Below are 26,006 nucleotides of genomic sequence, written 5' to 3' on the forward strand. Positions count from 1 at the left end.
CTTACTTACGGAATGGGAAATTAAAGGCAGCCAATAGTGCTCGACCTTCTTCATCATTCTTAGCTGTTGTGGTAATAGTAATATCTAAACCACGTACACGATCTACTTTATCGTAGTCGATTTCAGGGAAGATGATTTGCTCACGCACACCCATACTGTAATTTCCACGACCATCGAATGATTTCGCGCTTAAACCGCGGAAGTCACGAATACGTGGAACAGCAATTGTAATTAAACGTTCTAAGAACTCCCACATACGTTCACCACGTAGTGTTACTTTACAACCGATTGGATATCCCTGACGGATTTTAAAGCCTGCAACAGACTTGCGAGCTTTAGTAACCAAAGGTTTTTGACCGCTAATTGCTGCTAAATCTGCTACTGCATTATCTAGCAATTTTTTATCGGTCAATGCTTCACCCACACCCATATTTAGGGTTATCTTTTCGATTCGTGGGACTTGCATGACAGATGAGTAGTTGAATTTAGTTTTCAATTCATTTACTACTTGATCTCTGTAGTAATCATGCAGTTTCGCCATCGCATTACTCCAGTTTGTTAAATAATTTCATTGTTAGATTTGAAGAAACGTACTTTTTTGCCGTCTTCGAATCTAAAACCTACTCGGTCAGCTTTATTTGTTGTTGGGTTGAAAATTGCAACGTTTGATACATCAATTGCAGCTTCTTTCTTCACTAAACCACCTTCTTTACCTAATGCAGGTACCGGTTTTTCATGCTTAGTGATGATATTTACGCCTTCAACAATCACTTTACCGTTAGATAACACTTTTGTTACCTTGCCGCGCTTACCTTTGCTTTTGCCGGTAAGCACAATTACTTCATCATTTTGACGGATTTTTGCAGCCATTACATTCTCCTTACAGTACTTCTGGAGCTAAAGAAATGATCTTCATGAATTTCTCAGAACGAAGTTCACGAGTCACCGGTCCAAAAATACGAGTACCGATTGGTTGCTCGGTGTTATTATTTAAAATTACACAAGCATTACCATCGAAACGAATAACTGACCCATCTGGGCGACGAACACCCTTCTTGGTGCGCACAACAACTGCTTTTAACACATCACCTTTTTTTACTTTACCACGTGGAATTGCTTCTTTTACGGTAATTTTGATGATGTCGCCAATAGCAGCATAACGACGGTGCGATCCACCTAGAACCTTGATACACATTACGCTACGAGCCCCTGAGTTATCAGCAACATCCAGCATAGTCTGTTCTTGGATCATATTAGTGCTCCGTTAAATTAAAAAACCACCCTTGCGGGACGAACCTTCCGAAAATACACATTAAATAAATGTATATGACGGAGAGGTGGCGCAGTTTAGCAAAATTAGATATAAAAAGCAACGGGATTTTATTTCTAAAAATTTACTTATAGGAAAAAATTCCAGTTAGTAAAATTTCATCCCCCTCTTACTTATGTGAGAAAACAGAAGTGCGGTCAGAATTTCAAGCGTTTAAAAAATGAAAAGCCAATAGCTTTACACTATTGGCTTTTATTTTATTACTTTCTGTCGTTAATTAAGCAATCACTGCTTTCTCAACTACACGAACTAAAGTCCATGATTTAGTTTTAGAAATCGGACGACATTCACGAACTTCTACTAAATCACCTAACTTAGCTTCGTTATTTTCATCGTGCACATGTAGTTTAGTTGTGCGACGGATAAACTTACCATAAAGTGGGTGTTTAACCTTGCGTTCAATAGCAACAACGAAAGACTTCTCCATCTTGTCACTTACTACACGACCTTGCACGCTACGAATTTTATCAGTCATTACTCACCCGCCTTTTCGGTTAGAACAGTTTTAATTTGTGCAATACTACGACGCACTTGTTTTAACTGATGGGTTTGTTGAAGCTGACCGGTGGCTGCTTGCATACGCAACTTGAATTGCTCACCTAACAAGTTAACCAATTCAGCATTCAGCTCTTCAACACTTTTTGTACGTAGTTCTTGAGCTTTCATTACATCACCGTCTTAGTTACGAAAGTGGTCTTAATTGGCAATTTAGCAGCTGCTAATGCAAATGCTTCTCTTGCGATCTCTTCAGACACACCATCCATTTCATAGAGAACTTTACCCGGCTGGATTAAGGCTACCCAGTACTCAACGTTACCTTTACCTTTACCCATACGGACTTCTAATGGTTTTTCAGTAATTGGTTTATCCGGAAATACACGAATCCAGATTTTACCTTGACGTTTTACTGCACGTGTCATAGCACGACGAGCGGCTTCAATTTGACGCGCAGTTAAACGACCACGACCAACTGCTTTTAAACCGAAAGTACCGAAGCTAACTTCTGTACCGCCCGCGATACCGCGGTTACGGCCTTTGTGAACTTTACGGAATTTTGTACGTTTTGGTTGCAACATTTAGCGATTCTCCTTACTTACGACCTTTACCGCGCGGAGCCTTTTTAGGCTTGTCGGCAGGTTGTTGTTCCGGTTGCGCTAGCGCAGCCATTCCACCAAGAATCTCACCTTTGAAGATCCATACTTTAACGCCGATTACGCCGTATGTAGTATGAGCTTCTGCAGTGTTATAGTCGATGTCCGCACGCAATGTATGTAGAGGCACGCGACCTTCACGATACCATTCAGAACGAGCAATTTCAGCACCGCCCAAACGACCGCTAACTTCAACTTTGATACCTTTAGCGCCTAAACGCATTGCATTTTGTACCGCTTTCTTCATAGCACGACGGAACATAACACGACGTTCTAATTGTGAAGCGATGCTGTCTGCAACTAATTTTGCATCTAATTCAGGTTTTTTCACTTCAGCAATGTTGATTTGAGCAGGAACGCCGGCAATTTTTGCCACTGCATTACGCAATTTTTCAACATCTTCGCCTTTTTTACCAATGACGATACCAGGGCGAGCTGTGTGAATAGTAACACGAATACTTTTCGCAGGACGTTCAATAGTGATACGTGAAACGGAAGCATTCGCTAATTCTTTGTTTAAGAATTGACGTACTTTGAAATCGCCTTCAAGATTGTCAGCGAAGTCTTGTGTATTCGCAAACCAAGTAGAGCTCCAAGGTTTTACAATACCTAGGCGAATACCATGTGGATGTACTTTTTGACCCATTGTTATTCCTCTACGATTAACGATCTGACACAACCACAATAATGTGGCTTGTACGTTTTAAAATACGATCTGCACGACCTTTAGCACGTGGCATAACACGTTTCATGCTTGGACCTTCATCTACGAAAATCTTCGCAACTTTAAGATCATCGATATCTGCACCGTCATTGTGCTCAGCATTAGCAATCGCTGACTCAAGAACTTTCTTCACTAAAGCAGATGCTTTTTTATTCGTGTAAGTAAGAATTTCTAGAGCTTGAGCAACTTTCTTGCCACGGATTAAATCCGCAACTAAGCGAGCTTTTTGCGCTGAAGTGCGAGCGTAACGATGTTTTGCAATAGTTTCCATCTTTTACCCCTTACTTCTTAGCTTTCTTGTCCGCAGCGTGACCGCGGTAAGTGCGAGTCGGTGCAAATTCGCCTAATTTATGACCGATCATTTCATCAGAAACATAAACAGGAACATGCTGACGACCATTATGGACTGCGATGGTCAATCCAATCATTGATGGAATGATCATTGAACGACGGGACCAAGTTTTAATTGGTTTTTTATCCCCGCTTTCCACCGCCTTCTCTACCTTCTTCAACAAGTGTAGGTCAAGGAAAGGACCTTTCTTGAGAGAACGTGGCATGGCTTATCCTCTTATTTAATTAAAATTATTTACCACGACGACGTACGATATATTTATCAGTACGTTTGTTATGGCGAGTTTTCTTACCTTTAGTTTGAACGCCCCAAGGTGTTACTGGGTGTTTACCAAAGTTACGACCTTCACCACCACCGTGTGGGTGATCTACTGGGTTCATTGCTGTACCACGAACTGTAGGGCGTACGCCTCTCCAACGGTTAGCACCGGCTTTACCCAATACGCGAAGCATATGCTCTGAATTGCCCACTTCACCAATGGTGGCAGAACATTCAGCTAATACTTTACGCATCTCACCAGAACGGAGACGTAAAGTCACATAGTTACCTTCACGGGCAATGATCTGTACATAAGCACCGGCTGAACGAGCAATTTGACCGCCCTTGCCTGGTTTTAATTCAACGTTATGTACAGTAGAACCAACCGGGATATTACGCATTGGTAATGAGTTACCAACTTTAATTGGCGCATGTGCACCCGCTTGGATTTGATCACCTGCAGCCAAACCTTTTGGTGCTAAGATATAACGACGTTCACCGTCTTTATAAAGCACTAAAGCAATATTTGCAGAACGATTCGGATCGTATTCTAAACGTTCAACAACACCAGGAATGTCTAATTTATTACGTTTAAAATCAATTAAACGATAGTGTTGTTTGTGACCGCCACCGATGTGACGAGTAGTAATACGACCGTAGTTGTTACGACCACCAGTTTTAGATTTAGTATCTAAAAGCGCAGCAAAAGGTTTACCTTTATGCAACTCAGGATTAACAACTTTAACAACATGACGACGACCAGCGGAGGTCGGCTTACATTTAACGATAGCCATTATCTTCTACTCCTCCGTAATTACTCTGCTGCGCCTTCAACGAAGTCCAAAGATTGTCCTTCTTGAAGTGTAACATAAGCTTTTTTCCAGTCACTGCGACGTCCCATCTTAGCACCACGGCGTTTAGTTTTACCTTTCACCACAACGGTACGAACAGAATCCACCTTCACTTCAAAAAGTTGCTCTACTGCATTAGCAATTTCTACTTTATTCGCATCTAAAGCGACTTTGAAAACGATTGTGTTTGACTTCTCAGCGTTATTTGTTGCTTTCTCAGAGACATGTGGTGCTTTAAGCACTTTTAGCAAACGTTCTTGACTCATGCTAACATCTCCTCAATTTGCTTCACAGCATCCACAGTTACAACTACTTTATCGAAAGCAATTAAACTTACCGGATCGATACCTTGAGCATCACGAACATCTACTTTGTATAAGTTACGTGCTGCCAAGAACAGATTTTCATCTAAACTTGCTGTGATAATTAACACATCTTCAAGTGCTAATTCTTTTAATTTTTGTACTAATACTTTGGTTTTTGGTGCATCAATTTCAAATTTATCAACAACAACTAAACGATCTTGACGAACAAGCTCGGAAAGAATGCTTTTGATTGCACCACGGTACATTTTCTTGTTCACTTTTTGACTGTGATCTTGTGGTTTCGCTGCGAAAGTCACGCCACCAGAACGCCAAATTGGTGATTTGATATCACCGGAACGAGCACGACCTGTACCTTTTTGACGCCAAGGTTTTTTACCTGAACCAGACACTTCAGCACGAGTTTTTTGTGCACGAGAGCCTTGACGAGCACCTGCTGCATAAGCAACAACAACTTGGTGAATCAACGCTTCGTTAAACTCACGGCCGAAGGTAGTTTCAGAAACAGTGAGTGCATTAGCACCAACAACTTGTAATTCCATCTCTATCTCCTAGACCTATGCTTTAACTGCCGGCTTAACGATAACATCGCTACCAGTAGCACCAGGAACGGCACCTTTTACTAATAACAATTTACGCTCAGCATCTACACGAACAACTTCAAGGGATTGAACGGTTACACGCTCAGCACCTAAGTGTCCTGCCATTTTTTTACCTTTAAACACACGACCCGGAGTTTGGTTTTGACCAATAGAACCGAGAACACGATGTGATAAAGAGTTACCATGGGTAGCATCTTGAGTACGGAAGTTCCAACGTTTAACACCACCTTGGAAACCTTTACCTTTAGAAGTACCGGTAACATCAACTTTTTTAACATCTGCGAAGATGTCAACGTTAATTTCTTGACCTAAAGTGAATTCTTCACCTTCAGTACGAAATTCCCATAAACCGCGACCAGCTTCAACGCCAGCTTTCACGAAATGACCCGCTTCAGGCTTCGTTACACGACTTGCTTTTTTAGAACCAGTGGTAACTTGAACTGCAGTATAGCCATCGTTTTCAAGAGTTTTAACTTGAGTTACGCGGTTGGCTTCGATTTCGATAACGGTAACCGGTACAGACACACCATCTTCATTGAAGATACGGGTCATACCGACTTTACGACCGACTAAACCAATCATTGTAATAACCTCTTAATTAACCTAGGCTGATCTGCACGTCAACGCCGGCAGCCAAGTCTAAACGCATTAAAGCATCAACAGTTTTTTCTGTTGGCTCAACAATATCAACTAAACGTTTGTGAGTACGGATTTCATATTGGTCACGCGCATCTTTATTTACGTGTGGAGAAATCAATACTGTGAAACGCTCTTTACGAGTTGGTAAAGGAATCGGACCACGCACTTGCGCACCGGTACGTTTAGCTGTTTCAACGATCTCCGCTGTGGATTGATCGATCAAACGATGATCAAACGCTTTAAGGCGGATACGGATTCTTTGGTTCTGCATGAGACCAGAGCTCCAATAAATTTAGCTAATAAAAAAACTAACACCATCACAATTCTTACATCAAAACAACAAGAAAAGGAGGTGCAAGCTACCTGTTATATAGTCCCCAAATCGGAGACATTGTTAGTATTACATATCGTAATACCCGTTTAATAAATGATTACATTAAACGGCTTCTATAATTAAAGCCCGTCAATTCTACTAAAACCTCGTCTTCACTGCAAGCCTTTTCTTACTTTTTACATTGATAAAGTGCGGTGAATTTTAAAAACGTTTTCTAAAACGACCGCACTTTATTGATGAAAAAGCGAATTACAAAGGCAATTCGGTAGTGTATTTAATGGTTTTTAGCGACACTTCCGACTTTAACGTTTTAATGCCGATCTCTTTGGTCAAATATTTGGTTTTTATGGCGTGAAATTCATCCAAATCGGATACCAGCATTTTTAAAATAAAATCGTAACTTCCCGCCATCAAATGACATTCCGTGATTTGCGGAATCAATTTCACTTCAAAAATGAACCGCTCTTTGAGGGCAGGATCTTCTTCAAAAAATGTCCCCTGCACATAAACAAGTAAATTGCGGTTTAATTTTTTAGGATTCAATAACGCCGTATAACCATCGATAACACCGCTTTCTTCTAAATGGTTTACCCGCCGCAAACAAGCGGAATTTGACAGCCCGATTTCTTTGGCGAGCTCATTATTTTGCAAGCGTCCATTACGTTGTAAAGCTTTTAAAATGCGTGTATCAATGTTATCGAATAATTTCTTAAACATGAAAAATCCGTTTCTTAGGAAAGAAAATGCGTTCGCATTATAACAAGGCCACCTATAAAAAACTGTGATATAGGTGGCCTTTATTAAAATTGATGTTAAACGCTATATAAGGAGACTTGAACAACCAGTAGGATTGCCCCGATGACCAGTAAGCAGCCAATCATCGGCATCACAAATTTCACCCATTTATTAAATGGAATGTGCAACATTTGTAATGTCACCAACACCAAACCGGTCGGTGCCAAGAACAACATGGCGTATTGACCCCAGTTATAGGCAGAAACCACGATGTCACGCGGAATACCCACTGCGTCCGCAAGTGGTGCCATAATTGGCATGGAAAGCACTGCCAAACCGGAAGAAGATGGTACGATAAGGCCTAAGAAGATGAAGACTACTAATTGACCAAGAATAAAGACGCTACCCGGCATACCACTTACAAGGTTAGACATGTAATCCAAAATGGTGTCGGAAATCATACCTTGTTCAAGCACTAAGTTTACACCACGCGCTAAACCGATAATCAAAGATACACCAACCAATTCGGATGCCCCTTCGGTAAAGGATTCCACGATGTCTTTTTCTTTTAAGCCACTGATAAACATGATGATAATCGTGATGGACAAGAAAGAAGCAGCCATTTGTGGGAACCACCAACCGCCTGCCATTACCCCCCAAATCATGATTGGGAAAGCAATACAGAAGAGGATTAAGATCAGTTTTCTTCTTAAGGTAAATTCAAGCACGGTATTTGGATCAAAGTTTTTCATATAACGATGATAAAACTCTTCTCTATCTTCATAAGTATAGGAAAAACTCGGATCCGCTTTTACTTTCTTACCATACCAATATAAGTAAGAAATCACGCAAGTTGCCCCTAACAAGAGACCAATGGCACGGAATCCAATCCCTTCGGTAAATTGAATACCGGCCGCATTAGACGCAATAACTACTGAGAATGGATTAATTGTGGAAAACGCTGTCCCCATGGAGGAAGCCAAGAAGATTGCACCAACACAGATGATTGCATCATACCCCAGCGCTAAAAATACCGGCACCAAGATAGGGTAAAACGCAACGGCTTCTTCTTCGATACCGCAAGTTGTACCGCCTAACACCATCAACACGGAAACACTAAATACAATCATAAATTCATTGCCTTTCGTGCGCCGTGCCAATGCCATGAGCCCTGCGTTAAATGACCCTGTTCTGTTAATCACCCCGATCATACCGCCCAGCACGAAGATGAACACCATCACATCCACCGCTTCGATGGTTCCTTCCACCATGCTGATAGGGATATCTTTGATACCTTTGTAATGTTGTTCAATACGTTGATAAGTGCCCGGAATGGCAATCGGTTTTTTGATCACCCCTTCGGTGAAATTGGAGAGTTTAATTTTGATATTAAGATTATTTAAGGTTTCTTCCGTAGCAGGATAGGTTTTATCTTGCTCACCATAAGCTTTTACTACAAAGACTTTTTCGGTCATATTATAGGTCAACTTAGAATAGGAACCGGAAGGAATAACCCATGTTAATCCCACCGCAAGGATTAAAATGAAGAATAAAATCGTGAACGCTGATGGGAAATTAAAGACCTTTTTTTTATTAGACGCTTCCATAGCAGACTCCTCGTCAATATCGAAGTTAGCAGATCGGCATAATCATTCATCAACCATGCCGACCGCACATTCTACTTTGAACTGCTAAAATACTCAAAGTGAGTTTATTATTATGAATAATAAGAAATTTCTTTCACTTTATTCGTGATACGTGTGCCGGCTTTACCCTTCACGATATCAACGATATCAGAAAGTGATCCAATCACGGCATCTTTACCCGTACTACGTGCGAAATTTACTGCAGCCTGTACTTTTGGTCCCATAGAACCGGCGGCAAAGCCCATTTTTTCAATTTCATCCGGTGGTGCTGATGCGATAGCTTTTTGTGTTGGTTTGCCCCAATCTACAAAGGTTGCTGACACATCAGTCGCGATAATGAATAAATCTGCTTCCAGATTATCGGCAAGTAGTGCAGAACATAAGTCTTTATCGATAACCGCTTCTACGCCGCGCAAATTATGTTGCTCATCGTAGTAAGTAGGGATACCGCCACCACCGGCGCAAATCACGATACTGCCTTTTTCCAACAACCATTTCACCGGGTTGATTTCAAAAATGCGTTTTGGTAACGGACTTGGCACCACGCGACGATATTTATCACCATCTTGTGCAATGGTCCAGTTTTTCTCTTTTGCCAAGCGTTCGGCTTCTTCTTTGGAATACACCGGACCGATTGGTTTAGTTGGGTTCTTAAATGCCGGGTCATTAATATCCACTTCTACTTGTGATAGCAATGTGGCGAACGGCACTTCAAACGGCACTAAGTTACCTAATTCTTGTTCAATCATGTAACCAATCATACCCACAGATTCTGCACCTAATACATCTAACGGATAAGGAGGCACTTCTTTATAGGCTGCACTTTGTAATGCTAACAAACCTACTTGTGGACCATTACCATGTGCGATGACCAATTCGTTATTTGGATAAATCTTCGCAATTTGTTCACAAGCGATACGCACGTTTAATCGCTGGTTCTCAGCGGTGAGCGGCTCGCCGCGACGCAATAAGGCATTTCCACCCAATGCAATAACAATTCTCATATACCACCTCTTAAATTAAGCTGGAATAAAGTACGGCTTTAATGGTGTGCATGCGGTTTTCCGCTTGCTCAAAGGCCACATTCATTGGCGACTCAAAGACATCTTCGGTCACTTCAATACCATTTGCTAATTCAGGGTATTTTTCTGCAATTTGGCGGCCCACTTTGGTTTCGCTGTTGTGGAATGCCGGCAAGCAGTGCATGAATTTCACACGCGGATTGCCGGTGCGTTTCATCAATTCAGGAGTGACTTGATACGGTAATAATAATTTAATGCGTTCCCCCCAGGTTTCTAATGGCTCACCCATGGAAACCCATACGTCGGTGTGCACGAAATCAACGCCTTTGATAGCTTTATCAATATCATCGGTTACCGTAATGCGTGCGCCACTTTGTTTTGCAAATTTTTCGCACATGTCAACTAACTCTGCATCCGGTAATAAGGCTTTCGGCCCGCAAATGCGTACATCCATACCTAATTTAGCACCAATTAATAACAAGGAGTTACCCATGTTGTTGCGCGCATCACCGATATACACATATTTGATTTCACTTAATGGTTTATCGCAGTTTTCAATCATGGTTAACACGTCCGCCAACATTTGTGTTGGGTGGAACTCGTCAGTTAAACCATTGAATACCGGCACACCGGCATATTCTGCTAATTCATCCACAATTTCTTGTTTGAAACCACGATATTCAATAGCATCGTACATTCTGCCTAATACGCGGGCAGTGTCTTTCATACTTTCTTTGTGGCCAATTTGAGACGAGTTTGGATCGATGTAAGTGACTTGGGCGCCTTGGTCATAAGCAGCGACTTCAAAAGCGCAACGGGTACGGGTAGAGGTTTTTTCAAAAATTAGCGCAATGTTTTTGCCTTTTAATTTTTGCTGTTCGGTACCGGCATATTTTGCTCTTTTTAAGTCTCGGGATAAATCTAATAAATATTTGATTTCACGTTCTGAGTGATTAACAAGACTTAATAAGTGTCTGTTTTTAAGATTGAAAGCCATAATAATCTCCTTGATTTTTGTTTATTGACTTAATCCGAATAGCCAAGCTATTCACAAACTATTTATTCGACATACAACCTACTCCTTGCGAACGTCTTTATTCTAAAAGAAAGGCAAGTAAATATCGTTTCGAATTTCCGCTCGTAATGTAAAGATTTTGAACAAATTTCTAACAAAGGGCTTTTTATTGGTATAAAATTCGAACAAAAAATTTTCTATGTGAAAAAATTTTAATCTCATCACCCAACATTAATCTCATCATGAACACTGTGCTTCTTTTTTTACGTCATAACGCCATTAAAGTGCGGTATGTTTTACACAAGAAATTACGTCAAACCTATCGAATCTCCCATAAAAGCGTTGAATTTACCTGTTTACTGATCGGCGCCAGCTTGGTTTCGTTATTTTCTCTTGGGTTTGCCAAACTTGCGGATTTGGGCTTGGAATGGAACGCCCATTGGACACAACAATATCCCCTTGCTGTCTGGTTTATTTTGCCCGGCGGTTTGGCGCTCTTAACCTGGTTCATCGCCAAATACACGCCTTATGTCGGTGGCAGCGGCATCCCGCAAGTCATTGCCTCCCTTAGTCTGCCTCATCAAGCCAATAAAAACCGTTTAGTCGCTTTTGGGCAAACTCTGTGGAAAATTCCACTGACATTTCTAGCGATGCTTATCGGCGCCTCTGTTGGACGGGAAGGGCCGTCCGTACAAGTCGGTGCAGCCGTGATGTTATGGTGGGGCAACTTGTGCCGAAAATATGGCGTGGCATTTACCGGATTGAGTGCGAATGAACTGATGGCAACCGGGGCGGCCGGTGGTCTCGCCGCCGCATTTAATGCGCCTTTAGCCGGTGTTATTTTTGCCATCGAAGAATTGGGTCGTGGTGTGCTATTGCGTTGGGAACGACGCGTATTGTTAGGCGTACTCGCGGCTGGTTTTATTTTAGTGGCTATTGAAGGCAACAACCCCTATTTCCCCACATATCGTGGCGTAACCGATATGCCTTATTTATGTTTATGGGTTTTAGTTTGTGGTGCTGTGAGTGGTATCAGTGGGGGAATTTTCGGCCGTTTGTTAATCAAAGGCGCAGCCGGCACCTTCCCTTTCTGTCGCCATTGGATACGCAAGCACCCTATTTTCACCGCCATTATTTTAGGCTTAATATTGACCGCACTTGGCGTTTACACCAACGGCCAAACTTACGGCACAGGTTACCAAGTCGTCACCCGAGCGCTCGATGGACAAGCTGTGCAAAACGACATTGGCATCATGAAACTGTTCGCCACAGTAGGCACATATTGGACGGGTATTGCCGGTGGTATTTTCACCCCTTCACTCACCATCGGTGCTGGGCTTGGCGTGCAAGTTGCCGCCTTTACTGACGGTTCAGTCGACCAGCGTTTGTTGGTATTATTGTGTATGGCGGCATTTTTAGCTGGCGCGACACAATCACCGGTCACCTCCAGCGTTATCGTGATGGAAATGACCGGCTGCCAACCTGTATTAATTTGGCTATTGATTTGCTGCCTGATTTCCTCCATTATTTCACGCCAATTTAATCCGAAGCCGTTTTATCACATGGCGGCAGGGCGTTTCCGCCAGCGGATAAAAGAAGAAACGCAAAAAGACATGAAGGAAAACCCATAAAAATGTCCCAAAATCAACCGCACTTTTACCGTGGCCGCTTCGCCGTTGCCCCGATGCTGGATTGGACAACGCGCCATTGCCGTTATTTCCACCGCCAATTTTCCCGTCACGCCTTGCTTTATACGGAAATGGTGACCACCCAAGCCATCATTCATGCCAAATACGATCATCTTGATTTTGATGCGGCAGAAAACCCGGTGGCGTTGCAACTGGGCGGCAGCGATCCAAAACAACTTCAACATTGCGCTCAATTAGCGCAACAGCGCGGCTACCAAGAAATCAATCTGAATGTGGGTTGCCCATCCGATCGTGTACAAAACGGTATGTTCGGTGCGTGTTTAATGGCAAACGCGGAACTGGTTGCAGAGTGCATGCAACAAATGCAAAGTGCGGTGCACATTCCTGTCACCGTAAAAACCCGCATTGGCATTGATGATTTTGACAGCTATGATTTTCTCTGTGATTTTGTCCAAAAAGTGCACCAAGCCGGCTGTCAAGAATTTATCGTGCATGCCCGTAAAGCGTGGTTATCCGGTTTAAGCCCGAAACAAAATCGTGAAATTCCGCCGCTAAATTACGAACGTGTGTATCAACTAAAACAGGATTTCCCCCATTTGCTCATCAGCATCAACGGTGGCATTAAAACCCTTGAAGAAATGCAACAGCACTTGAAGTATGTGGATGGTGTCATGGTAGGTCGCGAAGCTTATCAAAATCCCGCTTTGCTCGGTCATATCGATCACGCATTGTTTGACGCCAATGCCCCGATCATCACCCCACGCCAAGCGGTGGAAAACATGTTTCCATACATCGAACAGCAACTCAGCCAAGGCGTCTATCTCAATCATATCGTGCGCCACATGCTTGGCGCTTTCCAAAACTGCAAAGGCGCACGCCAATGGCGTCGTTATTTAAGCGAAAATGCCTACAAAGCCGGCGCCGGCATTGATGTGTTAGAAACCGCATTAGGGTTTGTGGAAGCGTAAAAGTGCGGTCAGTTTTAAATGCAAAAAAAGCACGCATGAGAAAATGCGTGCCATCAATAAATCAGTTATAAAACAAAAGTGCGGTAGATTTAAAAAACGTTTTTCAAACTCACCGCACTTTTTCATCTTATTATAGAATATGTTGATATTCTTCTAACATTTCTTTCGGCCAAACGCTGGATTGCACTTCGCCGATATGTTTTTTACGCAATAATAACATCGCCAAGCGAGATTGCCCGATACCGCCGCCGATACTTAACGGCAATTTACCTTGCAATAATTCTTGGTGCCAATCCATGTTGAGACGGTCTTCATCGCCGGTTAAGCTCACTTGTAAACGTAACGCTGCTTCATCTACACGAATCCCCATAGAAGATAACTCAAAGGCTTTGCCGAGTTGGTCGTTCCAAACCAAGATATCACCGTTCAAGCCTTTGTAGCCGTTTTCTGACTCTGTTGTCCAGTCATCGTAATCCGGTGCACGTCCATCATGTGGCTTGCCGTCAGACAATTTGCCGCCGATACCGACTAAGAAAACTGCGCCATATTCTTTACAGATCGCATTTTCACGCTCTTTGCCGCTCATGTTTGGATAGCGTTTCACGAGGTCTTCGCTGTGTACGAAAGTAATGTGTTTTGGTAGTACGGATGGAATATCAAAACGGGCTTCCACTGCCAATTCGGTTAAGCGAATCGCACGATAAATCGAATTCACGGTTTCTTTTAAATAGGCGAAATTGCGACGACCTTCTGGAATCACTTTCTCCCAGTCCCATTGGTCCACATAAACGGAGTGGGTCGCATCTAACGAATCTTCGTCCGGACGCAACGCTTTCATGTGTACAAACAAGCCTTCGCCTTCTCTAAAATGAAAACGGGCTAATGTATGACGTTTCCATTTTGCCAAAGAGTGAACTACTTCAAACACGGCATTTGGGATTTGTTTTACATGCACTTGAACCGCTTTTTCAATACCGGAAAGGTTATCTTGCATGCCATTACCAACCTGACTTAAGATTGGGCCTTGAACTTCGATGATACCTAATTGCTCGATGAGGTTTTGAGTAAATGTATTTTTTACAAAACTAATCTCTTGTTGTTGCAAAATAAATGTCTTTTTCATTGTTTTTACCCTATATTATTTAATGTTCCTATATGAATGGCGGAGATTCTCTCTATTCTTTAGGTTTAATGCAACATGATTTAGCCAAAATTAAAAAAATTTCATTATTATTTAGATGGAATATAAAAAATAAATAATTTATTTAGATTTTTTATAGAGAAGGAGCGAGTTATGCACAATATCGACAATTTAGATCAACAAATATTGCGTGTATTAACCAAAGATGCCCGAACCCCTTATGCAGAAATGGCGAAAAATTTTGGTGTTAGCCCCGGCACCATTCATGTTCGAGTGGAAAAAATGCGCCAGTCAGGCATTATTGAAGGGACAAAAGTGAAAATCAATGAACGCAAACTAGGTTATGATGTTTGCGGTTTCATTGGCATTATTTTGAAATCGGCAAAAGATTATGACAAAGTGATCAAAAAGCTAGAGGCCATTGATGAAGTAGTAGAAGCCTATTACACCACCGGCAATTATTCCATTTTCATTAAAGTCATGACACACACCATTGCCGAACTCCATTTAGTCTTGTCGGCAAAAATTCAATTAATCGACGAAATTCAATCCACAGAAACCTTAATTTCCATGCAGAATCCGATTTTGCGTGATATTAAACCGTAAAAAACAAAGAACAAGAAAGGAGGATGTTATGTCAGAAGTCTTTCACCTTGGCTTAACAAAAGCCATGTTAGATGGGGCTAAATTAGCCATCGTTCCAGGTGCGCCGGAGCGTGTGGAACGCATTGCACGCTTATTGGATCGCCCCAAATTCCTCGCCTCCACCCGCGAATTTACCTCTTGGCTCGGCTATATTGAGGAACACGCCGTGGTCGTATGTTCCACCGGTATTGGCGGCCCATCGGTTTCCATCGCAGTAGAAGAATTAGCCCAACTCGGTGTGCGTACTTTCTTACGTATCGGTACAACCGGTGCCATCCAACCGCACATTAACGTCGGTGATTTATTAGTCACAACCGGTGCCGTACGTCTCGATGGTGCAAGCCGCCATTTCGCCCCATTAGAATATCCGGCGGTAGCAAACTTTGAATGTACCGAGGCCCTTTACAAAGTCGCCAAAGAAGAAGTCGGCGATGCCGTCCATGTGGGTATCACCGCCTCTTCAGATACTTTCTACCCAGGACAAGAACGTTATGACACCTACACCGGCAAAATTTGCCGTCATTTCCAAGGTTCATTAAAACAATGGCAAGAACTGAACGTCATGAACTACGAAATGGAATCGGCTACCTTGTTCACCATGTGCTCTGCCCTTGGTTTACGTGCCGGCATGATCGCAGGCGCTATCGTCAACCGCACCCAACAAGAAATCCCGAATGAGGCGACTATTCAATCCACGGAAGAAACTGCCATTCATGTGGTAGTGAAAGCGGCAGGCTTGTTAGTGTAATTGACGTAAGCACAGGGCTTATCGCATAAAAAAGAGCGGTCGAAATTCATTGTATTTTTCGACCGCTCTTTCTTATTGTCTTAACCAAATCAATGGCAATAAAAAAGCCTCTGTTCAGAGGCTTTTTTTAGCATGTTATTTTGCGTATAACGGTGCAGGACCTGTTCTTCCCATAGATTTCGTGCCTTCGGCTTTTACCAATGAGCCGGAAGAGGAAATCTCTACACGACGGTTAGGCGCTAAACAATCTTTTAGTGCTTGCCCACTGCCATCACAAGCTTTCACTTGATTTGCTTTACCGTGCCCGATAGCTACAATATGCGCATTCAAACCTAATTCGATTAAACGTGCTTTCACGCGGTCTGCACGACGTTGTGATAAGGCTAAATTATAGCGGTCTGAACCTAAACGATCCGTATAACCATCAATTTTCACGTCTTTCGCATGCGCTGATTTTAACTGTTGAGCAATGTTATCAATCATTTCAACACCTCTTGCGGTTAATGTGTCCTTATCAAAATCAAATAAGAAATCACCGGCTAAGCTGAAGGAGAAATTGCTGTTACAACCGTTTGGATACCAATAGAAATTTTGTGCGTTCATGTCTGAATCAAACAAAACTTTATATTGGCATACTTTATGTTCGCCGTTTTCACGATAATGGAAAACGTAATCCCATTCACGTACGGCAAATAAACCTTCTGCAAAATGCGGACGGCCGATCAAATTATAAAGCTGATCCTTATTCATCCCTTTTTCAATCATACGCACATTATCCCAATTCGGCCAAGAACCGAATTGGCTGCCATCGTGATTAAATTTGGAATCTTCAATTTTAGGCCATACCAACTCCGTGTTATCCGCCGGTGCGCCTTCTTTAGATACTTGACTTAAATTACCGCAAGCAACCAACATTGTCGCTGCGATAGTCGATAATAACATTTTTGCTAAGGTCATCTCTTCACCTCGTAAAATTCATAAAATATGTTGTCTGTTTCAACTTTGGCTTATTTAGCTTAGTTCTTTTAGGTTGCCAAGGCGTAATCACATGATTAAACCTGATTGCACGCAAAAGTGCGGTCATTTTTTCGCGCGAAATTCACCTTGGCATGTCGGCAAAATAGGAAAGCGACTGCTTCCCTATTTTATTATGCCAACACGACTACCATTGATAGCCTGCACCTAAAGAAGCACCAAGGTTGCCACGCGTGTCGCTGTTACCGGTGATTTTCACCACCACTTTTCCGTTATCGGAAATGCGGGACATACCTAAGGCAACCGCACCTTCACCACGATAAGTACCGGCAGAAACAGCCACCATGCTCTTACCTGGTAAGTAGGCTTGTGGTAAACCTGCGGCCGCATTAGCACCTGCAATACCGGCACGTAAATGTTTATCCGCACGATTGAGTTTGCCTTCAACCGCACGCAATTGTGAAACATTCACCGCATCCGTACTGTTCACACCAGGCGCAACATTTTTAATCGTTGTATTATTCGCGTTGATACCACCGCTCTTCGTCATACTTGGACCGTTGTTAATGGTTACGCCATCAGTAGTGATTGTGGTATCGCCTACAGTCACTTTATTTGTTGTAACACTATTAACATTAATGTCGTTCGCTAACCCTACTGTGATGGTATTTCCCTTGATTTGGGTCATGATGTTTTTACCGCCATCAAATTTACCCCAATCTTTGTTCGTTTCTGCACCTTTAACATTCACTTGGCTATTCAATTTAGCATTATGAACATTACCACTATTGTCACCGAACTTGAGACCATCATTTAGGGTCGCCACCTCTTCTGTAACAGGTTTGCCATCTTTATCTTTGGTTTCATAAACGATACGCGTTTTGGTTTCGCCATCTTTACCATCTACACCCGGTTTACCCTGTGCTGATTTCATGGTTAAACCATCTTTACCGTCTTTACCGTTCAGACCAATGGAGCCGTCTTTACCATTGATAACAACCGCTGAACCGTCTTTACCGTTCACGCCAATCTTGCCATCAACACCATCTTTACCCGGTTGACCATTTACCCCCGGTACAGCTTTTTCACCAAGCTCAATTTCTGGGTTTAAACCTACTTCTAACGCTTTTTTACCTGTCGCTTGACCTTGTGCATCTAACACATCAACAACTTTAGTATTGATGTTCTTATCTCCGGTAATTTGAGCAGTAGTACCTAAGTCTTGTTTAAACTCATTACCCGCTTTGTCTTTCAGGCCAAAACCACCGCCAGACTCACCACTGAAGACGTTATACAAGTCGCCAACATTAACCGCATTATTCGGATTGCCGTTATCTTTATCGGCGGCATTCTTCAACTTATCAGCAAAAGTAGCACCTGCTTTATCGGTGATACTACTTTTCACACCAGTAACTTGGTTACCGTCAGTTGTGTTACCACCAACATTCAACTCGCCTTTATCCGTCACATTCAATGTCACAGATTTCGTCGTATCTGTTGGGTTTTCTAAAGCCACACTATTGAGGTTCTTCAGATTTTTACTCATTTGAACCGTCAATTTATCGTTACCATCCGCAACAACATTAAGGTTGCCTGTCGCGCTCTTGAAGTCTTTCAACTCATCAGCAGTAGAATCACCCACAATGTTCACTTTTGAGTTCAGCTTGTGTTTGTTCACTTTATCTGTGTTGTTACCCGCAAAGACTAAACCATCGTTCAGTGTCGCCACTTCTTCTGTAACAGGTTTGCCATCAGCACCTTTCACCGGCTTGCCATCTTTATCTTTAAGCTCATAAACAATACGCGTTTTACCGTTTGTACCATTCGCTCCATCAACACCGTCTTTGCCGTTAGCTGATTTCATGGTTAAACCATTTTCACCGTCTTTCCCGTTCAGACCAATGGAGCCGTCTTTACCGTTGATAACTACCGCTGAACCGTCTTTACCGTTCACGGTAAGTTTGCCGTCAACGCCATCGTTGCCTTTCTTACCAAGTTCAACTTCTGGGTTTAAACCCACTTCAAGCGCTTTTTTACCTGTCGGCTGACCTTGAGCATCTAACACATCAACAACTTTAGTATTGATGTTCTTATCTCCGGTAATTTGAGCTGTAGTACCTAAGCTTTGTTTGAACTCATTACCCGCTTTATCTTTCAGACCAAAACCACCGATATCGCTTGGTCCAATAAGCTTATTAACGGTCTCTTTTAAGTCGCCGACATTGACGCCATTGTTTAATACGTCACCAGTTGCCTCAGTTAACGTAACCTTATTACCTTGAGAATCTTTTAGACCACTATCCATATTGACGACTTGGTTACCACCATTGTTTAAACCAGTTTTAGTTAAACTTACTGTTTTACTTTGTTCAGAACCATTCTTAATAGTGATGCCACTATTCTCAACTTTTGTATCACCCGTTGTAACACTATTGACATCAAGGTCTTTGGCTAATCCCACAGTAATGGTATTTCCATCGATGTTGGTCATGATGTTTTTACCCGCATCAAATTTAGTCCAATCCGCGTTCGCTGCTGCGCCTTTAACATTCACTTGGGTGTTAAGTTTCGCATCGTGCACCGTACCCGCATTAGCACCGAATTTGAGACCGTCATTTAAGGTCGCTACTTCTTCTTTGTCGCCATTTGGTTTTTCGTAAACAATGCGTGTTTTACTTACACCATCTTTACCATCATTACCTTCAAGACCCGCTGCACCTTTCACAACTTTGAGAGAAGCTTGACCATCTTTGCCGTCTGCTCCATTTTTACCGTTAACACCATCAACACCGTTAAATACAATGGCATCTTTTGTGATGGTCGTTCCGTCTTTACCGTCCTTACCTTTCACAACAAGACTTCCGTCTTCACCGCCTTTTGGATTAACTACAACTTTACCGGCTAAGCCTAGTGTTAACGTTTTATCTGTGGCGTTCGCGGTAGTGGTAATACCATCACTGCCTTTCACTTGAATAGTTTTACCTAAGTCTTGTGTAACAGCAGTATTACCATCATCAGCTAAACCAAAACCACCGCCATTTGCGCTGCTGGTAATACTGTCTTTGGTAAGTTTTAAGTCGCTTACATTGACCGCACTATTCGGATTGGTTGTATTAGCTGTTTCCAATTTCGCCGCAAAGTTAGCGCCCGCTTTATTTTTAATGCTACTTGCTACATTCGCTAAGGCAATTGGTGCTGTGGTTGCAGTGCTTCCACCTGCCGCATTATGCATTGACGCAATCACATCAGCTGAGTCAACTTTAGTTGCATCACCGCCATTCGGGTTGGTGTTAAATGTACCATTCGCTAATTTATAAACCTTAGTACCATCTGCTTTGGTATAAACCACCGGCATCGCAACAGACACATCATAGGTCTTCGTTAAACCATTTTCACTTTCTTGCACCAATACACTGTGGTCATCTGATTTCACCACTGTGCGTGCTGCTTTCAATTGGCTTACATTCACTGCATCAGTATCTGCATCACCAGGTGCAACGTTGGTAATTTTTTGATTACCCGCGTTAATTCCCGCCGTTGTCATGCTCGGACCATTGGTAATGCTGACACCTTTACCGTTGATGGTTGTAGTGTTCGTACCATCCGTAAACTCAGCACTGGTCAACCCTTTCAACTCTTTGGCTAATCCCACAGTAATGGTATTTCCATCGATGTTGGTCATGATGTTTTTACCCGCATCAAATTTAGTCCAATCCGCGTTCGCTGCTGCGCCTTTAACATTCACTTGGGTGTTAAGTTTCGCATCGTGCACCGTACCCGCATTAGCACCGAATTTGAGACCGTCATTTAAGGTCGCTACTTCTTCTTTGTCGCCATTTGGTTTTTCGTAAACAATGCGTGTTTTACTTACACCATCTTTACCATCATTACCTTCAAGACCCGCTGCACCTTTCACAACTTTGAGAGAAGCTTGACCATCTTTGCCGTCTGCTCCATTTTTACCGTTAACACCATCAACACCGTTAAATACAATGGCATCTTTTGTGATGGTCGTTCCGTCTTTACCGTCCTTACCTTTCACAACAAGACTTCCGTCTTCACCGCCTTTTGGATTAACTACAACTTTACCGGCTAAGCCTAGTGTTAACGTTTTATCTGTGGCGTTCGCGGTAGTGGTAATACCATCACTGCCTTTCACTTGAATAGTTTTACCTAAGTCTTGTGTAACAGCAGTATTACCATCATCAGCTAAACCAAAACCACCGCCATTTGCGCTGCTGGTAATACTGTCTTTGGTAAGTTTTAAGTCGCTTACATTGACCGCACTATTCGGATTGGTTGTATTAGCTGTTTCCAATTTCGCCGCAAAGTTAGCGCCCGCTTTATTTTTAATGCTACTTGCTACATTCGCTAAGGCAATTGGTGCTGTGGTTGCAGTGCTTCCACCTGCCGCATTATGCATTGACGCAATCACATCAGCTGAGTCAACTTTAGTTGCATCACCGCCATTCGGGTTGGTGTTAAATGTACCATTCGCTAATTTATAAACCTTAGTACCATCTGCTTTGGTATAAACCACCGGCATCGCAACAGACACATCATAGGTCTTCGTTAAACCATTTTCACTTTCTTGCACCAATACACTGTGGTCATCTGATTTCACCACTGTGCGTGCTGCTTTCAATTGGCTTACATTCACTGCATCAGTATCTGCATCACCAGGTGCAACGTTGGTAATTTTTTGATTACCCGCGTTAATTCCCGCCGTTGTCATGCTCGGACCATTGGTAATGCTGACACCTTTACCGTTGATGGTTGTAGTGTTCGTACCATCCGTAAACTCAGCACTGGTCAAGCCTTTCAGCTCTTTAGCTAATTTGATGTCAACTTGGTTAGTGCCTTTGACAAGGGTACCGATATTGTTGTCAGAAAGTTTGGTTTTATCTGCGCCACCGTTAAGCTTAATGGCTTGTCCGGCTGCGCGTTTAGCCATATTGGTAATGCTTGCATCGTCAACTGCTAAACCATCGATATTATTTGCATTTAAGCCTGCTGTATTATCTGCAGCAAAACCAAGCGGACGGGTGTGTGCATACAATTGGCTACCATTGATGGCATCAGTACTTGTCTTCGCTACTAAACCGGCAGCAACACCTTGGAGACGACGCTCTTCAGAAGGTTTATTAGCATTAGCATCACCACCATTACCGATAGTAACAACACCCACAGCATTAAGGCCGCTATATTTACTCGCTAACAACTTATCATAATCAGATCCTTGAGTAGTTGGGTATTTCTCTTTTGCTGATTTTGTAGCATCTTCAATAAATGCAGAGTTTGTACCTAAGTAAACAGAGTTTTGCAATGTTGCATTAACGTTGTTACCTAAGATGAAATAACCTTTACCAATTTTGGTTTTAGTTGCAGCCGGATCTGACGGGTCATCAGTCGTAGTCAATTCATTTGACTCGCTCACTTTATTTCCGGTACCAATTACGTAAGTATCGGTGATCTTTTTCGCAGTAGAACTATCACCAATGATATTTCCGGCACCCATAACAAAAATATTTTTACTCGCCTCTAACGGTTTGGTTCCGGTATCAATTTTATTGGCATGACCGGTCACATAGACATTTTTTAATGTTGGTGCGACAGCCGCCCCCCCTTGTGGGTTTTGATTATTTTGGGTGATAGTATTGTTATTCCCCATCACGCGGATATTCTCTATGCCTTGAACAACGTTATTATTACCAAATACGCCGGATTCATTGGAGGTTACATTACTATTGGTGTTACCGATAGAATAGGTACCTGTGCCGCTAACGCGTGTTGCATTCGTAGCATAGGTACCGGCTAAATCACGGCCGGTCGTATTGAGGGTTAAATCCCCCGCATAACCGATACTACCGGAATTCGCCGCTGTTACGCGTTGATTTGACCCCATGGCAATGGAGTTTGTACCACTGGCAGATGCAGCAGAACCGATCGCTGTCGCCGATACGCCGCCGGCATACGCTTGGCTACCAAAGGCATTGGCTTTTGCTTCTGTCGCTGTCGCGCGTTCACCGATAGCATTGGCTTTTTCCGCGGAAGAGGCAGCATAATAACCTAATGCCACAGCACGATCCGGACTGACGACATTTTGTTGTTTTGTGGTGGTTTTCGCTAATGTACCGATGGCAATCGCGTTATTCCCCTCGGACGCGGCGCCGGCACCAATTGCCATATTGTATTTAAATGGCTGCGTCGGGCTACTTTTCGTCACCGTTTGTTTAGCCGCTTGTGGATCATTGTCGTCTAATGCATTAGAACCATCATAAAGTGCACCAATTGCAATTGAGCCAAAGGCTTCGGCGGATGTGCTATTACCTAAAGCAACGCCACGCTCCCCGGCTGTTCTTACATCCATACCGATAGCTAAAGATTTCGCCCCTACTGCACCGTTATTGTTAAAATTACCTAACGTTGTTGTGCCACCTTGGTTAACACTAAAATAGTGGGTGGTTTTTTTGTCAATTTCTCGATTGAGTTGTGACACATTTACTGCATCATCGTCTAATACACCGTCAGCGACGCTACCAATAATGGTTTTCTTACCATTTTTACTCAATGTCACGCTGTTTTCTGTTGCTGTTCTCGGTATCACATCATAGTTAATCCCGGTGGCTGCCGCGATATGAAGGTTATTAATTTGCGTGCTGACTTTGTTGTAAACATCATCTGAAACCTTCTTCAATTGCGCTACGGTTGCTGCATCTTGATCGTCGGCACCATCAGCTACATTGACAACTCGACGTAAAAGATCCGATTTACCCACAGACACAACGGTGCTTGATGCAGTGGAAGTCAGGTAACCTTGTTTTAAGTCGGTGTTGGCGATAGAAGAACGACCTAATGCAACATTATCCGCGCCATTCACAACGGAATCCTTACCAATTGCCATACTGCCGGCACCATTCGCTTGAGCACTGTTACCGATGGCAACCGAACCATCTGCAGTTGCTTTGGTTTTTACGCCTAATGACATGGCTCTCGTACCGGCTTGGCTGTTAAAACCAATTGCGACACTTTCGATAATATCCGTCGGTGTCGTATATTGGTTGGCATTCGTACCAATTGAAATATTGTTACCGACACTACTGTTGGTTCCACCAATATATTGGCCGGCATTCTGACCAAGAGCAATGTTGCCTTTACCTTTCACATTTGAACCGGCAGCCTGACCAATCCCAATATTCAGTTGACCATCCACATTTTCACCGGATCTCACACCAATATTGATTTGTTCATTTTTGTCGCCCACGGTGTCGGTGGCTTGTCCTTTACCGGCGTCTTGACCAATGGAGATGGTTCGCCATGGGGCAGCATAAGCCCGATCACCAATGGCAACAGCCCCTTCAGTGGTTGTTTGCGCTGCATTACCCAACGCAACACTGTTCACACCGGCGGCATTAGCATTGGAGCCCGCGGCTAAACCGGATTTACCGGCTTGAGCTGAATGACCGATTGCGGTTGCATCTAAACCGGTAGCATTTGCCTGATCACCTATCGCAATAGCGGAATCAGCCCCCGCATTACTACCTCTAACACCAACGCGTGCGCCTTTACCGAGGGCGATAGCAGAACTTGCTGCGATAGTTTCAGCACCACTACCAATGGCGACACTATCTTGACTAAATGCACCCGCTTTATCCTTGTTTGTGGTTAATGCATTTTTACCAATTGCAATATTATGTTGTCCGCGGCTTATGGCGTGATCACCGATAGCAACCGCACTGGCACCGTCATTGGGTACAAATGTACTAGCACCGTCATAAGTTACGTCGCCATTATTATTGGAACCTGCTCGCGCATGGAAACCCAACGCAACTGCAGATTTAGCACCTGCTGTCACCGTGGAATCGTTACCGACTGCAACACCATTATCAGCATTGGAATATGATTTTTTACCTACGGCAATAGCAGCCGCTTTTGAGGCGCTCGCTTCATGACCAATCGCCACAGTATCAACTTCGGTTGCTTGGGCTACAGGACCAATTGCGACGGCATCTGTGCCGGTTGCTGAGGCATCTACGCCGGTTGAATTTGCACGGAAATATTTAATACCGGTGTAGGTATATGCCGGGAAGGTGCCTTGCATTTGCGCAACAGTAAATGCGGTGCCTAACACCTGATTAACCAAGCCGGTTAAATTGGTATTAAATTGATTAAATGTCGCCGTATTGAGTTTTGTATTAGTTAAATTAGTTATCTGCCCATTTACAGTGCTTTGGAACGTGGTGAAATCCGTTTTATTCAGTTTATTGTTTTCTAAATTAGTGACTCTTGGATTAATTCCATCTCGGAAGGTCGAGAAGGTTGAGGTATCCAGCTTGTTGTTCACTTTTGTTTGCCAAGTCGTAAAATCGCCGCTCTTAAATGCGTTAAAGGCTGAGGTATCCAGTTTATTGTTTTCTAAATTAGTGACTCTTGGATTAATTGCATGCTGGAATGTCGTGAAGGTTGAAGTATCCAGTTTACCGGCGACGGCATTGTTCACCGTATCCGTGGTTGCAATGGTTTTTCCATTGACGGTTGCCGTGCCGTTAACAGCTAATGAGGTGTTCACGGTGACATTATCATAAGTGGCATCGGCGGCAAAAACAGAAGATGCGCCAAAACAGAATGAAAGAGCGACAGAAAGTGCGGTTAATTTTGTACGTACTTTTACTGTGTTGCTTGATGCCGCGACTGAATTGCGTCCGGATACCCCTTTGGAGCGCGCTAATTCAGATACAACAACTAATGCGTTGGCCACCTTACTCCAGATAACCTTATATATATTATTCATGGAAATCTCCTACCTGATTGAAATTTGATTCAAATCTATACAAACACCTAACTGATATAAACAACGTTTTTGTTTTATATCAAAAATATAGATCTGTGACGTATAAA

At 42.9% G+C, this 26,006-nt stretch carries 25 protein-coding genes; 4 read left to right on the top strand and 21 right to left on the bottom strand.

What is annotated here, in order from left to right:
• Window position 1 precedes the first annotated feature (1 nt).
• The 18 genes from rplE to LQ983_RS04675 form a co-directional block, all read right to left on the bottom strand.
• A complete protein-coding gene (gene rplE, locus LQ983_RS04590) occupies window positions 2-541 on the bottom strand; it encodes a 50S ribosomal protein L5 (RefSeq protein ID WP_005715751.1) in 540 nt (179 codons plus the stop codon).
• A gap of 17 nt (window positions 542-558) precedes the next feature.
• Complete coding sequence (gene rplX / locus LQ983_RS04595; RefSeq protein WP_005548785.1) at window positions 559-870, bottom strand: 50S ribosomal protein L24; 312 nt, start codon at window positions 868-870, stop codon at window positions 559-561.
• A 10-nt stretch (window positions 871-880) separates the two neighbouring features.
• Window positions 881-1,252 carry a 50S ribosomal protein L14 gene (gene rplN, locus LQ983_RS04600; protein WP_005548786.1) on the bottom strand — a complete coding sequence of 124 codons (372 nt, stop codon included), beginning with the start codon at window positions 1,250-1,252 and terminating at the stop codon, window positions 881-883.
• A gap of 295 nt (window positions 1,253-1,547) precedes the next feature.
• The gene (rpsQ, locus tag LQ983_RS04605; RefSeq protein WP_005539352.1) at window positions 1,548-1,805 is read right to left on the bottom strand and encodes a 30S ribosomal protein S17; all 258 of its coding nucleotides are present in this window, start codon (window positions 1,803-1,805) and stop codon (window positions 1,548-1,550) included.
• Window positions 1,805-1,996, bottom strand: a complete 192-nt coding sequence (rpmC, locus tag LQ983_RS04610; protein WP_005539356.1) for a 50S ribosomal protein L29 — start codon at window positions 1,994-1,996, stop codon at window positions 1,805-1,807. The genes rpsQ and rpmC overlap by 1 nt, the downstream gene beginning before the upstream one ends.
• Complete coding sequence (gene rplP, locus LQ983_RS04615; RefSeq protein WP_005715748.1) at window positions 1,996-2,406, bottom strand: 50S ribosomal protein L16; 411 nt, start codon at window positions 2,404-2,406, stop codon at window positions 1,996-1,998. The genes rpmC and rplP overlap by 1 nt, the downstream gene beginning before the upstream one ends.
• A 13-nt stretch (window positions 2,407-2,419) precedes the next feature.
• Entirely contained in the window at window positions 2,420-3,127 is a 708-nt protein-coding gene (gene rpsC / locus LQ983_RS04620; RefSeq protein WP_005715746.1) for a 30S ribosomal protein S3, read from the bottom strand.
• A gap of 16 nt (window positions 3,128-3,143) precedes the next feature.
• Window positions 3,144-3,476, bottom strand: a complete 333-nt coding sequence (gene rplV, locus LQ983_RS04625) for a 50S ribosomal protein L22 (protein WP_230621808.1) — start codon at window positions 3,474-3,476, stop codon at window positions 3,144-3,146.
• A gap of 10 nt (window positions 3,477-3,486) precedes the next feature.
• A complete protein-coding gene (gene rpsS / locus LQ983_RS04630; RefSeq protein WP_005539416.1) occupies window positions 3,487-3,762 on the bottom strand; it encodes a 30S ribosomal protein S19 in 276 nt (91 codons plus the stop codon).
• A 25-nt stretch (window positions 3,763-3,787) separates the two neighbouring features.
• Window positions 3,788-4,609: a 50S ribosomal protein L2 gene (gene rplB, locus LQ983_RS04635; protein WP_005701883.1), complete on the bottom strand. Its 822-nt coding sequence runs from the start codon at window positions 4,607-4,609 to the stop codon at window positions 3,788-3,790.
• Window positions 4,610-4,629: 20 nt separating this feature from the next.
• Complete coding sequence (gene rplW, locus LQ983_RS04640) at window positions 4,630-4,932, bottom strand: 50S ribosomal protein L23 (RefSeq protein ID WP_005701885.1); 303 nt, start codon at window positions 4,930-4,932, stop codon at window positions 4,630-4,632.
• On the bottom strand, window positions 4,929-5,531 hold the full coding sequence (gene rplD / locus LQ983_RS04645; protein ID WP_005556240.1) for a 50S ribosomal protein L4: 603 nt from the start codon (window positions 5,529-5,531) through the stop codon (window positions 4,929-4,931). Before rplD ends, rplW begins: the two co-directional genes overlap by 4 nt.
• Window positions 5,532-5,546: 15 nt before the next feature.
• Complete coding sequence (rplC, locus tag LQ983_RS04650) at window positions 5,547-6,173, bottom strand: 50S ribosomal protein L3 (RefSeq protein ID WP_005704440.1); 627 nt, start codon at window positions 6,171-6,173, stop codon at window positions 5,547-5,549.
• A 16-nt stretch (window positions 6,174-6,189) separates the two neighbouring features.
• A complete protein-coding gene (gene rpsJ / locus LQ983_RS04655; RefSeq protein WP_001181005.1) occupies window positions 6,190-6,501 on the bottom strand; it encodes a 30S ribosomal protein S10 in 312 nt (103 codons plus the stop codon).
• A 312-nt stretch (window positions 6,502-6,813) separates the two neighbouring features.
• Window positions 6,814-7,281: an Lrp/AsnC family transcriptional regulator gene (locus LQ983_RS04660; protein WP_048750164.1), complete on the bottom strand. Its 468-nt coding sequence runs from the start codon at window positions 7,279-7,281 to the stop codon at window positions 6,814-6,816.
• 95 nt (window positions 7,282-7,376) lie between these two features.
• Window positions 7,377-8,906 carry a YfcC family protein gene (locus LQ983_RS04665; protein WP_005715740.1) on the bottom strand — a complete coding sequence of 510 codons (1,530 nt, stop codon included), beginning with the start codon at window positions 8,904-8,906 and terminating at the stop codon, window positions 7,377-7,379.
• A gap of 110 nt (window positions 8,907-9,016) precedes the next feature.
• Window positions 9,017-9,949 (bottom strand): carbamate kinase, encoded by a 933-nt coding sequence (gene arcC / locus LQ983_RS04670; RefSeq protein WP_005715738.1) that lies wholly within the window; start codon window positions 9,947-9,949, stop codon window positions 9,017-9,019.
• A 10-nt stretch (window positions 9,950-9,959) separates the two neighbouring features.
• Window positions 9,960-10,964 carry an ornithine carbamoyltransferase gene (locus tag LQ983_RS04675; protein ID WP_230621809.1) on the bottom strand — a complete coding sequence of 335 codons (1,005 nt, stop codon included), beginning with the start codon at window positions 10,962-10,964 and terminating at the stop codon, window positions 9,960-9,962.
• Window positions 10,965-11,224: 260 nt separating this feature from the next.
• Between LQ983_RS04675 and LQ983_RS04680 the strand changes: the two genes are divergently transcribed.
• Entirely contained in the window at window positions 11,225-12,613 is a 1,389-nt protein-coding gene (locus LQ983_RS04680; RefSeq protein WP_230621810.1) for a chloride channel protein, read from the top strand.
• A gap of 2 nt (window positions 12,614-12,615) precedes the next feature.
• Window positions 12,616-13,599 (top strand): tRNA dihydrouridine(20/20a) synthase DusA, encoded by a 984-nt coding sequence (gene dusA / locus LQ983_RS04685; protein ID WP_230621811.1) that lies wholly within the window; start codon window positions 12,616-12,618, stop codon window positions 13,597-13,599.
• A gap of 130 nt (window positions 13,600-13,729) precedes the next feature.
• Here dusA and asnA read toward each other — a convergent pair whose 3' ends face one another.
• Window positions 13,730-14,722 carry an aspartate--ammonia ligase gene (gene asnA / locus LQ983_RS04690; protein WP_005715731.1) on the bottom strand — a complete coding sequence of 331 codons (993 nt, stop codon included), beginning with the start codon at window positions 14,720-14,722 and terminating at the stop codon, window positions 13,730-13,732.
• A 171-nt stretch (window positions 14,723-14,893) separates the two neighbouring features.
• Here asnA and asnC point away from each other — a divergent pair, with 171 nt between their 5' ends.
• Together asnC and udp are read left to right on the top strand one after the other, a co-directional pair.
• Entirely contained in the window at window positions 14,894-15,346 is a 453-nt protein-coding gene (gene asnC, locus LQ983_RS04695) for a transcriptional regulator AsnC (protein ID WP_005715729.1), read from the top strand.
• Window positions 15,347-15,374: 28 nt separating this feature from the next.
• Window positions 15,375-16,133, top strand: coding sequence for a uridine phosphorylase (gene udp / locus LQ983_RS04700; protein ID WP_109432556.1), 759 nt, complete (start codon window positions 15,375-15,377; stop codon window positions 16,131-16,133).
• A 135-nt stretch (window positions 16,134-16,268) separates the two neighbouring features.
• On the opposite strand, the gene LQ983_RS04705 is transcribed toward udp, so the two are convergent.
• Entirely contained in the window at window positions 16,269-17,090 is an 822-nt protein-coding gene (locus tag LQ983_RS04705; protein ID WP_230621812.1) for an OmpA family protein, read from the bottom strand.
• 205 nt (window positions 17,091-17,295) lie between these two features.
• Entirely contained in the window at window positions 17,296-25,899 is an 8,604-nt protein-coding gene (locus tag LQ983_RS04710; RefSeq protein WP_230621813.1) for a YadA-like family protein, read from the bottom strand.
• Window positions 25,900-26,006 lie beyond the last annotated feature (107 nt).

Origin of the sequence: Aggregatibacter sp. Marseille-P9115 (assembly GCF_920939465.1) — a bacterium.
In the GTDB taxonomy this organism is placed as follows: Bacteria; Pseudomonadota; Gammaproteobacteria; order Enterobacterales; family Pasteurellaceae; genus Aggregatibacter; species Aggregatibacter segnis_B.

Coding starts and splice junctions, on each gene's coding strand:
- rplE (WP_005715751.1), bottom strand. CDS start 541: ATGGCGAAACTGCATGATTACTACAGAGATCAAGTAGTAAATGAATTG.
- rplX (WP_005548785.1), bottom strand. CDS start 870: ATGGCTGCAAAAATCCGTCAAAATGATGAAGTAATTGTGCTTACCGGC.
- rplN (WP_005548786.1), bottom strand. CDS start 1,252: ATGATCCAAGAACAGACTATGCTGGATGTTGCTGATAACTCAGGGGCT.
- rpsQ (WP_005539352.1), bottom strand. CDS start 1,805: ATGACTGATAAAATTCGTAGCGTGCAAGGTCGTGTAGTAAGTGACAAG.
- rpmC (WP_005539356.1), bottom strand. CDS start 1,996: ATGAAAGCTCAAGAACTACGTACAAAAAGTGTTGAAGAGCTGAATGCT.
- rplP (WP_005715748.1), bottom strand. CDS start 2,406: ATGTTGCAACCAAAACGTACAAAATTCCGTAAAGTTCACAAAGGCCGT.
- rpsC (WP_005715746.1), bottom strand. CDS start 3,127: ATGGGTCAAAAAGTACATCCACATGGTATTCGCCTAGGTATTGTAAAA.
- rplV (WP_230621808.1), bottom strand. CDS start 3,476: ATGGAAACTATTGCAAAACATCGTTACGCTCGCACTTCAGCGCAAAAA.
- rpsS (WP_005539416.1), bottom strand. CDS start 3,762: ATGCCACGTTCTCTCAAGAAAGGTCCTTTCCTTGACCTACACTTGTTG.
- rplB (WP_005701883.1), bottom strand. CDS start 4,609: ATGGCTATCGTTAAATGTAAGCCGACCTCCGCTGGTCGTCGTCATGTT.
- rplW (WP_005701885.1), bottom strand. CDS start 4,932: ATGAGTCAAGAACGTTTGCTAAAAGTGCTTAAAGCACCACATGTCTCT.
- rplD (WP_005556240.1), bottom strand. CDS start 5,531: ATGGAATTACAAGTTGTTGGTGCTAATGCACTCACTGTTTCTGAAACT.
- rplC (WP_005704440.1), bottom strand. CDS start 6,173: ATGATTGGTTTAGTCGGTCGTAAAGTCGGTATGACCCGTATCTTCAAT.
- rpsJ (WP_001181005.1), bottom strand. CDS start 6,501: ATGCAGAACCAAAGAATCCGTATCCGCCTTAAAGCGTTTGATCATCGT.
- LQ983_RS04660 (WP_048750164.1), bottom strand. CDS start 7,281: ATGTTTAAGAAATTATTCGATAACATTGATACACGCATTTTAAAAGCT.
- LQ983_RS04665 (WP_005715740.1), bottom strand. CDS start 8,906: ATGGAAGCGTCTAATAAAAAAAAGGTCTTTAATTTCCCATCAGCGTTC.
- arcC (WP_005715738.1), bottom strand. CDS start 9,949: ATGAGAATTGTTATTGCATTGGGTGGAAATGCCTTATTGCGTCGCGGC.
- LQ983_RS04675 (WP_230621809.1), bottom strand. CDS start 10,964: ATGGCTTTCAATCTTAAAAACAGACACTTATTAAGTCTTGTTAATCAC.
- LQ983_RS04680 (WP_230621810.1), top strand. CDS start 11,225: ATGAACACTGTGCTTCTTTTTTTACGTCATAACGCCATTAAAGTGCGG.
- dusA (WP_230621811.1), top strand. CDS start 12,616: ATGTCCCAAAATCAACCGCACTTTTACCGTGGCCGCTTCGCCGTTGCC.
- asnA (WP_005715731.1), bottom strand. CDS start 14,722: ATGAAAAAGACATTTATTTTGCAACAACAAGAGATTAGTTTTGTAAAA.
- asnC (WP_005715729.1), top strand. CDS start 14,894: ATGCACAATATCGACAATTTAGATCAACAAATATTGCGTGTATTAACC.
- udp (WP_109432556.1), top strand. CDS start 15,375: ATGTCAGAAGTCTTTCACCTTGGCTTAACAAAAGCCATGTTAGATGGG.
- LQ983_RS04705 (WP_230621812.1), bottom strand. CDS start 17,090: ATGACCTTAGCAAAAATGTTATTATCGACTATCGCAGCGACAATGTTG.
- LQ983_RS04710 (WP_230621813.1), bottom strand. CDS start 25,899: ATGAATAATATATATAAGGTTATCTGGAGTAAGGTGGCCAACGCATTA.